Source organism: Microvirga sp. P5_D2 (assembly GCF_054049475.1).
In genome coordinates this window covers 1-11,570 of sequence record NZ_JBFUMH010000166.1, presented here as the reverse complement: position 1 = coordinate 11,570, position 11,570 = coordinate 1, and the positions used below count along the sequence as shown (strand labels likewise).

Sequence of the window (11,570 nt, the reverse complement as noted above, 5' to 3'; positions counted from 1 at the left end):
CGGCCCGGGTCATGCCGTCCAGGGCGTTGGCGATCGCCAGGAGCCGCAGGGCGGCCCGACAATCCTTCTCGCGAGCGGCTCGCGAGCGCAGATCTGATGGCGAGTCGTCCTGACGGATCGGGAGCCCGGCCATGCTGACCTCCATCAACAGCGTCCCCGGTGATCAGTGAATCACCCCACGCTCGTCATCGCAAATGCGAGTCAGCAATTCTCTGGATGGGTATTATACGTATCGCCCCGCTGGTGAGAGCAAAGGGCTTCTGGTTGTACATCACGGCACTAGCGGCACTGGCGAACCCACACGGGATCAGGCCATTCAGATTGCAAATGAAAAGGGGTATGCGGTTATCTCTCCGCGGCTCGACCATTTGGCCAGTGCGGACTATCAAATGGGCGGTGTTACCAGCAGCAGCTCTCCTGATAGTTGGACTGTTTTCCTCGAAACGAAATTTGTGGAGTGGGGCACTGCTCAAGCTGGACTTGATGCCAATGATCCAGTCGTCCTGTTTGGACACTCGGGTGGCGGTCAGTGGGTAAGTCGCGTGGCAGCGTATGCTCCGGACGACAGCCTCTTTGACAACATCATTGTTGCCAATCCTTCGACACATGTTCTAGCAAGCATGACCGAAAAGGCGGCCTATGGCTTTGGTGGGTTTTCGGCCGCTCAAGGAGAGGCGATGCTCAAGGACTACCTCGCCGATCCAGTGACGATCTACCTCGGGTCCGAGGACAACGATCCCAACGCGGCCGACCTTTCGACAGGTTCGTCGGCAATGCGCCAAGGCGATGACCGTCTGGAGCGCGGCTTGAACACCTTCAGTAAGGCCAAGCAGCTGGCCGCATCCAAAGGCTGGGAGTTCAACTGGGAACTCGTAATCGCCGACGGTGTAGGCCATACGTCAGGTGGTATGCTCCGTGCCCCTGAAATGCGCGATGCTATCGACACTCTCGCGGACAATCCTAGCTCTACGCCGACCAAGTACGGCACCTCTTCCGGCAATACGCTTAGCGGCACATTTGGCGCTAATGTCATCGATGGTCTGGCCGGAGGCGACCGCCTCTACAGTAGGGCAGGCAACGACATCCTCATCGGGGGCTCCGGCAATGATGCCTTCACCTTCGACACGGCCCTAAACGCCACCACCAACGTCGACACGATTATGGACTTCAACGTCGATGGTGACACCATTCGGCTCAGCGATATGATCTTCAGCAATCTCTCTGAAGGAAGCCTGCGCTCGTCGAACTTCCGGGTTGGCGACAAGGCTTTGGATAGCAACGACTACATCGTTTACACCGAGAGTACGGGGGCCTTGTATTACGACAAGGACGGTTCGGGTTCGGCTGCTGCGGTGAAGTTCGCCGAGATCGACAACAAGGCGCTTCTGACCGCCGCTAATTTCATTGTGATCTAACACAACGCTTTCCAGAAAACGCGACCTTGGTCTGTCGACCAAGGTCGCTCTTCGCATGATTGATGTTTGACACGAAGAAATCCTATGGCTTGCTCGCGCCGCAAGAGCAACACCGGCCATCCTTCCAGGGGAGGGCGAGGCCTTCAGATATCAGGATCTGGGTGATGTGGTTCTTGCGCTACTGACCCGCCTTATAGCTGGCCATTGAAGGCTTAACGGTCGTACTTTTTGACGTGTCGAGTTCGGGGTGGTTACGGACGAGCCTTTCCCGCTCCTTGGCCAGATTGTCCCAAGTCTTGGCCATCTCGAGAAGCTGGTTGCGCTGCCCTCCCTCAGGCACCTGCTTGGCAAGCACCCTGCACTCGTGGGCGTGCTGTCTGTATTCTGATGCAGTTTTCATCGGCCTTCACATGCACTCGCGATAGGCCCTCTTATGGGGCGACTTGGCTAGCCGGCAATTGCTTCTCGTTCGATGAGGACGCCTCTGTCAATGAGGGGCGTGCGCCTGTGTCTTTTCGGAAACAGCCAGAGCAAAGGAAGTCAGCCATTATGATCTGGTCTACGAGTGGAGGGCTGGGGCTTCGTCTTCCTCCTCTGGAACTCAAGCGCCTTTGCATCACGCGGGGCGCTTCTCTTTGCTGGGGCGCGTTGATGACTGGCAAGACCATCACCAGAGTTGATCTGAACGAGGCTGTGTACAAGTGCGCTGGTCTCACCCGTGCCAAGGCAGCGGATCTGGTTGAACAGGTGATCGAGGGGATCTGCAGCACTCTCGCCACCAGCGAGATGGTGAAGCTCTCGGGCTTTGGTGTCTTCACGGTCCGGGACAAAATGGCTCGGATCGGCCGGAACCCAAAGACTGGTGCAGAGGCCCCGATTGCGCCGCGCAAATCCATCACGTTTCGTCCCTCACCTGTGCTTGAGGAGCATGTCAACGGCGGCACAAAGAAACCCCGCCCGCGGTAGAGCCGAACGAGGTTCTGGCGTTGGGGCTCTATGAGAGTGTTGTAGTCATCTCCCACAACACAATCGACATGCGCCAACTACACACTCCGCAATAGCCGAGCATTATAAGCGGCTTACTCCGTCATTGATGTACAGAAATAGACCCGTTCAAGACAGTATTAGACATGGGTGATCAGGTGCCAATCCCTCCGCATGTCGAAGCTGAGATCGAGCACATAGTCATGAGGCCCGATCGAAAGCGGAGAGTAAGGTAATGAGCCCCGAAGAAAGGGCAAGGTTGACGCAGAAGTCTCTTGCAGAAAAGATAATTCATGAAGAATGGGCAAGACGGCATCTCAACCGAGATCTAGACTTATTCTATGACACGGCATTCCGTAGGGTTGTTGAACTACTCGAAGCACGTCCCGCAACAACTATACTTGACGCTGGTTGCGGTTATGGTTTCCACGCCGTTCGTCTCGCTCGTCTTGGATTGCAAGTTACTGGCGTAGACATTTCCGAGGTAACTCTTGACGAAGCGCGAAAGCGAATTGACCAAGAAGGACTGAGCGACCGCATCGAACTCCTGCGCGCAGACCTGCTCGCACTTCCATACCCCGACAACAGCTTTGACTTCGTCAACTGCTGGGGGGTGCTAATGCATATTCCCGAACCCGAACATGCGCTTGCCGAACTGCTCCGAGTCCTTCGTCCTGGCGGCAGGTTGGCGATGAGCGAAAACAACCTGCACTCCATTCATGCCCAAATCTACAAGTGGAGTGGTCCACTGGTAAGGCGCTTACTCAGGCTGCCGAGTAGACAGAGCCACTGGAGCCAACGAGGGAGGGAGGAGTGGGAGAGCAGAACGGGCGGTGGTCTGTTTATACGGCAGACGAATATGAAATGGCTTACGCAGCACCTCAACCATCTCGGCGCAACGTTGATTGCCCGGGAGGCAGGGCAATTCACGGAGATTCATGTAGTCATTCCATGGCGTTCGGTGCAGCGGCTTGTATACGCATGGAATTACTGGTGGTTTACAAGCGTTCGACATCCTGGTCCTGCGTTCGGCAACATCCTTATTTTCGAAAAACCAAATCCAAAAGCAAGTTCTTAGCCTCTAAGACCGTCTCGTCACGCGTTGTACCTGTACAGCGCTCCACATGCCATCCCGCGCGGTCCTGATCCTTTTGACGTTCAAGCCAGCAGCGATCCACCGGAGGAAGAGATTAAGCGGAGACGTCAGGCCGAGTCAGATCCGGGCGCGGATGCGGCGTGAACTCCGGCAGTGAGATGCCAAGGCTTTCCTCCAGTTCCTTTGCCAGTGCCTGAATGCGGCCCATGGAATGCGTGATGCGGCCAATGAGCCTCGAAGAATGGACATCGAAGCTGAGTATTCTATCCGTGGCCTGAAACCTCCCTATGAGCTCGTTAGGGACGAGATGGAGGCAATTACCCGAGCAACAGCTGGCGCCATCGAGGATATGGACGAAATCGACCGGGATCGTCTCAACAGCGAGATACTCGACCTTCGTTCAAGCGAGAAGTACCGGACGAATTAATTCACCCAGCTTCATTACATCTGGCCGGCACTGACGGGGATGGTGTCCCTAGCGGGTTATTTATAGTTCTCGCCCTATCTGGTGAATGGGGCAGCATCTGAGCTCCACGAGGTGTTCATTCATGCGCGCTTTGACAATTGCCATCACCCTTGGCTTGTTGGCTGTGCCTCAGGTAACTCACGCCAAAGAGGAGAGAAAGCCCCCGCGGCAGACACCGACTGCATCGACATCTAAGGTCGACACAGCCGAGGAAACGGATGCTCTCGTTAAAGCAGCCCGCGAAAGGGACGAGGCAAGGCAACGCGTCTGGGATCAGAAGACGAAAAACATCACACGGGGGATCTGCTCCGGATGCTGATCCTTAGGTTCTGTCCTGACTGTTTCGGTCCGCTCCACCACACCCCGCCATCCGCTGACGCGGGCGGGGATGAGATGACGCTAGCCGACCTTGGGAACGTCATCTCCTGGCGGTTCGGAGGGCTCAGGCGGCAGGTCAGGCTCCACCTCCGGGACTGGCGTCGGGATGTCAGGCTCCGGAAGAACAGGAATGTCCGGCTGCGGTGTATCTGGATACGGGATGTCAGACATAGCAAGCAATCCCTCTTACTGAGTTCCTGGAGGCGGCACGTAGGGCACGTCATCGGGCTCAGGATCCCCGTGGTCAGATGGGGTGCCGTCTTCCGGAACGGGATCAAGCTCTGGAAGCTCAGGTAAGGGAGTTGAGCCCGGCAATATAGGATCGTCTGGCTTCGGATCCCGTGGATCTGGACTACCAACCATTTCGCGCTCCATGAAAGCTGTCTTACAGGAATCGCTCACACGGGCACCGGTTCCCCGACGCTAGAAATCCCCTCTCAGCCCTCAGCATGGATGCAGTTGCGCCCTATAATCCTACCTCCGACGATAGGAGACCCGTCCATGCACATCTTCGGCGCCTTTGAGTTGGACATCAGTCTTGGCACATCAGACGACCCCGCCTGTGCCAGGATTGCTCTACAGAAGGCAACATTCGACCCAAGTGGGCGGGTGTTCGTCACCGCTAAATGCTTGTCCCTTGAGGAATTGGAAGGCCAGATTAACGCCCTGCAAGACGAACTGGACGAAATCCGGGAACGAGCCCGCAGAGCGTTCCAGGTCGCCTAAGAGCAACAGCCTGGGAACTGCACCCCTTGGAGCGTCGGAGCTACCCCCTTCGGGCAAGAGATTGAATCGGGTCAGGAGCGTACATTCACGAAAACCTCATAGGGAGACTGACGCATGAGGATCGTGATTTCCGCCTGTACACACAGGGCATTCTCAGACGGGCCATTGCCTTTGGCTCACCTGAGGCTCAGGCAGCTAGTCGCAGTGAACGAGAACGCCGCTCAGCCCAAGGTCAATTGGGCATCGATCGTCCCCACCCCCCGGGAAGCACCCTCRCTTTTCATACCAAAAGGGCGGCCTACGGGCGGGTTGAACTCATTATTGTGGTGCTTGCACTCATTGCTGGCATCGTCGCAATGCCTCTGCTTCAGGGTCTCGCGGTGCCTATCATGACTACCAGTGAGCAGCGGCCGGAGGTTCTCCGCGGCAGTCCAATCGCACCCGCCCTTCAGTCGCCACAAGAGAACGGGTGAGGTGGTCTACCTGAAATGTTTATCCTAGGCTTCGCAACGAGTCCGTTGATGTTTGAATCAGATGTCTAGGATGTCCCGGGCGCCTTCCCTCGCACTCTGAGCAAGCGATTCAAAGCCACGCGCACTCGTTTCTAAAACCCGTAGTAATGGGGGGAGAACCTTACGGCGGGTTACGGGCAACTCCATCCGGAGCCGGGCTCTTGCTAATCCCTTGGGAACAGCTAGGCTCCTGACAGCCTCAACAACCCAAGAGCTTCGCATGACACGTAAGGATCTGCTGGCTGCCTATGGACGGGTAGGGCTCACCATTGCAGCATTCGCCCTCGTCGCGGGCATCATCGCATCACCCATTCTCACGAAGTTTGGCTCCCCCGCCGTCGCTGTGTCCACGCCGCAGGATGAGCCACCCTTCCGCTCGCTCGTCACGCCAGCGAGTTTCAAGACAAACTAGCCGCAAGCCTACGAAGGCGGGTTAATTTCGCTTTATTCACGGCGAAGCGACCTCTTCATCGCCCCGGTGAGCAGCCACGAGGCGGATGACGAACAGGTTGTCGCCTTCGGTCCACTTCGGGGACGCCTTCAGGGCGGCACTCTCCTGCTCTTCCGCCTCATCACTGGCCACCATAATGGTGTGCCACTTGCCCGTATCCTTCGGAGCCATTTCCTCCAGGACCTCAAGCCGCTTGATGATGCTGCGGTTCATTGCGCATTCCTTCCATGGTCATGGACCCGGCGCCCGATCATGGCGATATGGGCCAGCAGATCCGTCATTGTCTTGCCTGTGGCGAAGGGCTCATCCACGCCGTGCCCATGAACACGCATGAAGGTGTCCGAGGCATTCGCGCTAGCCCTGTCAATGAAAGCCGCCTGCCTCTCCCGGAACTCCTCATCAGAGTGAGCCGGAATGACATGCACCAAGCCACCACGATGGGAGACAAAGGCCTCCAGTTTTGCCAAGCGGTTGAGAGTTGTTCGGCTCACTGGCCGTGCTCCTCTTGTGCAAGGATGCCCACCCATTCCTCATGGGTCTTCGTTGCGGGAAACGTTTCAGGCATCTGAGCCGCATCCGTTTCAGCCACCCGCATCTCCATGCAGAAGTCCTCGGCCTTGATGCGACCGGCAGCAATCAACCCGGTTCGCTGCGCCTCACAGTCCTCGCCGTCACGGGCGTAGATGGCGTGCCAGTACCCGAGAACCTTCGGATCCGTGGCAGCTTCCAGCCTCTCCAAGCGCTTCATTGATGTCCTGCTCATTTTGCCACCTGCGCTGCTTCCAGCTTGTCGAGACGCTGCTGGATCTCGTGAAGCTCAACTGCCTTCGTGAACCCTTCGACCAGCTTCGACAGTTCGCCGGCCTCTCCGGGAGTGATTTCCCCGTTGGCCACCGCTTCAGCCAGTGCAGCCGTTGCCTTCACGGCATCTTCAACCTTCTCCAGCTTCGGCATGGTGAACATCACAGGCCTTTCCTTCCGAGGGGGCAGGAGCCGTTCCAGCACCAGACGCATGGCAGCGCCGTCGCCTGTCAGAGCCATCTCGACAGCCTTGCGCGTGATAGCCTCTGCCTCCCCGTCTAAGAGGGCCTCCAGGGCCAGCGTGGTCTTGTTGCGGGTTCCCTTCGGCTTCCCGGCGTTACCCGGCTGGAAAGGCTTCCCTCGCGTATTTTTCGCGCTTTTACGCGGAGCCTTTGTCATGGTCTCAGCCTCCATAGGCGTCCTCCATTATCATGATCCATCGCGTACAATATACGGTCTCCGGGTCGAGGGAGGACAAACCAGATTTGGTTTCACCCTCCACTGCGAGCCTTACCTGCTCATCAAGATCCCCCGCCAAATGCGATGCGGCGGCCCGTGGTGGCGTTTTCATACTTCCGGGTATCTTCGTGCCATTCGTCATTAGATGATGCCCCTCGGGCTGTTATCGTTGTATCCCGCCATCTCCAAATAGGAGCCGTCCCCAAAGATTGCAGTGCCGCTGTCATTCCGGCCTGTGTGCGAGCGTTCGCCGCGTTCGTTGAAGCCCGCGCCAAAGCCGTGTGAGCTAAATTCATACGAGTCCCAACCCTGCATGGCATGGTCGAACATGCTCCCGAAGGTATTATCGAAGTGGTTGGAAATGGCATTGCCCCAGCCCGTGCATGAGCCCAAGGCAATCATGAGCAGCCTGCATGTTCTCTAGGATGGTCGGGCGATAGTGCTCGACGAGCTCTTGCACTTCGGCGCTCGTGGCGCGGTATCGCATCCGCTCTTTTTCCGCCGTGCAGCTTAGGCACCAACCGCGACTCGGGCAGCGCATCCAATGACTAAGCAACGGCGAGTATTCTTGCTCGCAAGAAAGGCATGAGACGGTGAAACTAACACGCTCGCCCGGCCCGCGCCCTTGTGTAAAACGAAGCTTACTCTTCTGTCCGTGCACCGCGCCTTCGGTTTTGTTGAGAGCGGCGGCGATTTCAGCAGCGGTTTTGGTTTTGTAGTTTGCGCGCAAAAACGCGACATCCTCGCGTGTCCACGGCATATCAGGCGCTCTCCGCTTTTTCATTCCAGGGGGGCCCCTCGTCCAAGTCATCGTGAACAGCAAGAAGTCCGTTATCCATGGGCTCAACCTTTCCATTCGCGGTTGATCGCCCCTCCAGCACGGGAAGGCTGCGCCCTTATGGTTAGCAGTCCGTTAACGGCCCTATAGGTCTTGATCCCCTAGCCTCCACTTGTCGGCCGCCAAGGCTTCCGCCGCATCACCTCTGTCGAGAATTTGGGCGCTATGTAGTCGCGCTTACGCCTGCAGAATGGTTGGAAGAACGGACTGTCCAACAAATAACAAGGTAGGGCTGGAGAAGGCGCTGTCACGCCTCGGTGCCCACACCATTGCACAGGGCTTTCTGGGCTGCTCACTTGAGTCGGTCAGAAGTCACGCTGAAGTTGCAGGCGTCCTTCCCAGGCGCTGTCGGAACTGATCGACTCTCCCGTCGGGACAATGAGGCGGCCGCGCGGGTCAAGGCGGACGTACATGACTTCCGCGCCGAGATTGAGCTCGTTGACCGGCTGCCAGACTAGGTTGGTGCCGAGACGCCACTCTTTGAAATCGACAAGGCGAGCCGTCGCTGTGCCAGCCGAGTAGTCGAAGCGGGCATACGACCCAACCAGAGCCTGACGGACCTGCGGGGTCCAGTAGTGGTGCAGGCCACCGGCGATGGACCAGCCGCGGCCCTTGCTCAGGTCACCCGTGACCGGATTAACCACGGCATCGGCCAAGAGAAGGCTAAGAACACCCGTATTGAAGGAGTTGGCGGGGTAGCCCGTGATGTAGCTAAGTGCGCCGTCGGCGTAGGTGGCAGCCACCCAGGCGGCGTCGTTAGCAGCGAGCATCGGCAGGTCCGCACCCACCTGAGCAGAGACGGCGAAGCCGTACTCGGTGTTCGGATAAACTGGGAAGGTTCCACCCAACGGGAACACAAGATTGTTCGAGCGGATCTGGTGCAGCGCGCCGGAGAGTTGAGCCGAGCCCCAGGTGCCGGTGTACTTGACATGGCCGACCACATCTGGAACGCGCAGGCCTGCATAAGCAAAAGCGGTCGGGACAACACCGCTGGAGCGGCGGTCGGAGCTGTTTTCCAACGACAGGGCGGCCGAGAAGCCATTGCTGAATTCGAAGGTGTACGCGAGGACATCCACATCGGGAGCGTCGTCGAAGCGCAGCGTGCCCATATGGTTGGTGGGCAGGTTGAGATTGTAGAAGAACGTCACCGCGCGACCGGCAGTCAGTCCACCGAATTGCACGAACACCTCAGCAGGATCCGCGTACGTGTCGATCATGCCCTGCTGGCCGTACGGCGTGCCGGACGAGCGGGTAATCTCGAAGCGGACGAACGAGCGCAGCAGGCCGTAAGCGGAGGCCGTGCGGGCATCGGCTTGGATGCGGCCACGGGCGCGGAAGCCGATGAGGTCATTCCGACGGTCGAAAGGCTGGCCATACAGGTATTCAGCGCGGACGCGGCCGCCGATGCGCAGGCAGGTTTCCGTGCCGGGAATGTAGAAGAAGCCTCCCCCGTAGGCGGAGCAGACGCGAACATAGTCCACAGGCGCCGCCTTCGAGACAGGAAGATTTGCAGCCTGACCGCTAACAAAGGTGGCGAGACCCGCAGCCGATCCGAGCAGAAGGCTTTTCATAAGCCTCATCAACTGCCCTCCAGATTCAATTCCTTCATTGCAAATGTTGAAGTTCAATTTAGCGCAAATTGCGGAACGGTCGTTGCTTTTGGTCTCATTCACCTTTTGCGGCACACCTCTTGCCAAACGTTCTCTCAACAACCCACCTGCGTGGCAGGTCGAGATGATGCTTGATCGGGGATCGGAGTTCGTCAGGCATACTTCACGCAGAGTTAGACCAACTTGGTGGGCTCTCGGTGAACGCTCGTTATCAGGTCGTGCAGTTTGTGGAGATTCTCGCTGTCATCGATCTGGCATAGCTCAAAGGCTAATGCTTCAACTTGCATCCATAGTTGCTTAAGCCTCCAAGACTCATCCGAGATCGAGTTGAAGTTTTCTTCCATAGCTTCATAGCGGCGGTTTAGTTGGTCAATTAGATGTGCCGCTTCCTCTGGGTTCTGTGCCACCCACCGCCAATCTGTTTTCTCGCTCATCCACGCACCCTTCCTTAAAGCGACTGCGCTCTGTAGGTGTACAAGCGTAGGAACGCGATTAACTCGCCTATTTGCACTTCTCGAACAACTGGTGCGGACGGCGGGGATCGAACCCGCACGAGCAAGCCCGAGGGATTTTAAGTCCCTTGCGTCTACCAGTTTCGCCACGTCCGCATAGTCTCTCTGTAGAGTTGCCTGCGCTGGGAGCAATCGCAAAGAGGTCAGGGCTTCATGCGACTTGGAAGGCGCGTCGGGCTCTCTCGCGGATCTCGTCCAACTCGTCCTGAAGGGAATTGATCTGCACCTCGATCTCTTCATAGGACGAGCATTCCGGTGTGATGAACAGGCGCCCATCCTCGCCCCTTGCATAGCGCAAGAGCGCCGCTCTGACAGATGCCGGCTTGTCTGGCGTGCCGGGTTGATGTCCAGTTCAAAGGCTCCGAAAAGCTGCACGTATCTCTCCTGATCCGGCAATCATTGGTCTTTGTGCGTAACCTCATACCCGCCAGCGTCAGCGACAGGCGGGTGTGGTGAAACGGGAATTTTATGGGCACACAATGAAGCTACCTTGGCCCCGGAAGTCATTCCAGACATCGGGATCCTTGCAGACCGTCTTGCCGTTCTTCTGGACCGTGTAACCCTTCAGTACGCCGTTTGTATCGACTTTGGTGTAGACCTGCGCAATTGCGGTACCGATGCCAGCTATCAGACATCCGCAAATCACACCAAGCATAAACTTTCTCATCAGCCCCTCCCATGAGCAGGACAAGCTTAGCAATTCTCTCCTACAAGTCGAGACGGCTAGATTTGGAAGCGCCTGACAATTTCGGTTACAAGGATTACAAAGTCTTGTAACCGGCAAGTCATTGATTTTGTTGATGTTACGGCAGTTACAGCGGTTACACGCCAGAAACGAGGGAGCCGAGGCGCGGCCGATGTTGGCTATCGCACTCGGTCGAGAAATCTCTCGCCCTGCATCTTACGGCAAGCCCAAGAGAAAGCCCGTTTGGGAGAAGCCGCGTTGATGCTGTTGTAGCGAGCGGTTGCCTCCGAGACGCAGGCATCGCGGCTCTTATCCTGCCCAACGAACCATACTTCCTTGTCGTTCTCGTAGTATCCGACCTCAGCGCGATACTTATAGACGCCTAGTGCGTCAGATACTTGGTCACAGCCTCCCAAACCGAACGCTAGAGTATCCGTATTGATCAAGCGGGTTTTGGGGACCAATTTCGCTGATCTCGCAAGAGCGCATTGGCCAAGATGATGAGTTTGCGCATGATCGCCGTCAGGGCGACTTTCGCCGGCTTTCCCGCCGCGAGCAGGGCCTGGTACTTGGCTTTCAAATCCGGGTTGAAGCGGGCCGCTACCAGCGCCGGCATGTACAGCGCCTGACGCAGATG

Annotated in this window: 14 protein-coding genes, 1 tRNA gene and 1 pseudogene; 6 read left to right on the top strand and 10 right to left on the bottom strand. The window is 57.3% G+C overall.

Annotation, left to right across the window (positions count from 1 at the left end):
- Positions 1 to 194: 194 nt before the first annotated feature.
- The 6 genes from ACXJKO_RS26015 (at position 195) to ACXJKO_RS25990 (ending at position 5,989) form a co-directional block, all read left to right on the top strand.
- Positions 195 to 1,415 carry a M10 family metallopeptidase C-terminal domain-containing protein gene (locus tag ACXJKO_RS26015; protein WP_457093953.1) on the top strand — a complete coding sequence of 407 codons (1,221 nt, stop codon included), beginning with the start codon at positions 195 to 197 and terminating at the stop codon, positions 1,413 to 1,415.
- 651 nt (positions 1,416 to 2,066) lie between these two features.
- The gene (locus tag ACXJKO_RS26010) at positions 2,067 to 2,381 is read left to right on the top strand and encodes an integration host factor subunit alpha (protein WP_457093952.1); all 315 of its coding nucleotides are present in this window, start codon (positions 2,067 to 2,069) and stop codon (positions 2,379 to 2,381) included.
- A 253-nt stretch (positions 2,382 to 2,634) separates the two neighbouring features.
- Entirely contained in the window at positions 2,635 to 3,477 is an 843-nt protein-coding gene (locus ACXJKO_RS26005) for a class I SAM-dependent methyltransferase (RefSeq protein WP_457093951.1), read from the top strand.
- 259 nt (positions 3,478 to 3,736) lie between these two features.
- On the top strand, positions 3,737 to 3,922 hold the full coding sequence (locus ACXJKO_RS26000; protein ID WP_457093950.1) for a hypothetical protein: 186 nt from the start codon (positions 3,737 to 3,739) through the stop codon (positions 3,920 to 3,922).
- A gap of 918 nt (positions 3,923 to 4,840) precedes the next feature.
- Positions 4,841 to 5,065, top strand: coding sequence for a hypothetical protein (locus ACXJKO_RS25995; protein WP_457093949.1), 225 nt, complete (start codon positions 4,841 to 4,843; stop codon positions 5,063 to 5,065).
- A 732-nt stretch (positions 5,066 to 5,797) separates the two neighbouring features.
- Positions 5,798 to 5,989: a hypothetical protein gene (locus tag ACXJKO_RS25990; RefSeq protein WP_457093948.1), complete on the top strand. Its 192-nt coding sequence runs from the start codon at positions 5,798 to 5,800 to the stop codon at positions 5,987 to 5,989.
- Positions 5,990 to 6,025: 36 nt separating this feature from the next.
- Here ACXJKO_RS25990 and ACXJKO_RS25985 read toward each other — a convergent pair whose 3' ends face one another.
- From ACXJKO_RS25985 to ACXJKO_RS25940, 10 genes and pseudogenes are all read right to left on the bottom strand, one after another.
- Entirely contained in the window at positions 6,026 to 6,241 is a 216-nt protein-coding gene (locus tag ACXJKO_RS25985) for a hypothetical protein (protein WP_457093947.1), read from the bottom strand.
- Positions 6,238 to 6,519 (bottom strand): hypothetical protein, encoded by a 282-nt coding sequence (locus ACXJKO_RS25980; protein ID WP_457093946.1) that lies wholly within the window; start codon positions 6,517 to 6,519, stop codon positions 6,238 to 6,240. Before ACXJKO_RS25980 ends, ACXJKO_RS25985 begins: the two co-directional genes overlap by 4 nt.
- On the bottom strand, positions 6,516 to 6,776 hold the full coding sequence (locus ACXJKO_RS25975; RefSeq protein WP_457093945.1) for a hypothetical protein: 261 nt from the start codon (positions 6,774 to 6,776) through the stop codon (positions 6,516 to 6,518). Before ACXJKO_RS25975 ends, ACXJKO_RS25980 begins: the two co-directional genes overlap by 4 nt.
- Before the next feature lie 11 nt (positions 6,777 to 6,787).
- On the bottom strand, positions 6,788 to 7,228 hold the full coding sequence (locus tag ACXJKO_RS25970; RefSeq protein WP_457093944.1) for a DUF5681 domain-containing protein: 441 nt from the start codon (positions 7,226 to 7,228) through the stop codon (positions 6,788 to 6,790).
- 403 nt (positions 7,229 to 7,631) lie between these two features.
- Positions 7,632 to 8,048, bottom strand: coding sequence for a hypothetical protein (locus ACXJKO_RS25965; protein WP_457093943.1), 417 nt, complete (start codon positions 8,046 to 8,048; stop codon positions 7,632 to 7,634).
- 383 nt (positions 8,049 to 8,431) lie between these two features.
- Complete coding sequence (locus ACXJKO_RS25960; protein ID WP_457093942.1) at positions 8,432 to 9,706, bottom strand: porin; 1,275 nt, start codon at positions 9,704 to 9,706, stop codon at positions 8,432 to 8,434.
- A 203-nt stretch (positions 9,707 to 9,909) separates the two neighbouring features.
- Positions 9,910 to 10,170, bottom strand: a complete 261-nt coding sequence (locus ACXJKO_RS25955; RefSeq protein ID WP_457093941.1) for a hypothetical protein — start codon at positions 10,168 to 10,170, stop codon at positions 9,910 to 9,912.
- Positions 10,171 to 10,259: 89 nt separating this feature from the next.
- Positions 10,260 to 10,344 (bottom strand) — tRNA-Leu (locus ACXJKO_RS25950).
- Positions 10,345 to 10,399: 55 nt separating this feature from the next.
- Positions 10,400 to 10,546, bottom strand: a complete 147-nt coding sequence (locus ACXJKO_RS25945) for a hypothetical protein (RefSeq protein ID WP_457093940.1) — start codon at positions 10,544 to 10,546, stop codon at positions 10,400 to 10,402.
- Between the two features lie 829 nt (positions 10,547 to 11,375).
- Positions 11,376 to 11,570, bottom strand: a pseudogene (locus ACXJKO_RS25940) (IS110 family transposase); the annotation flags it as partial.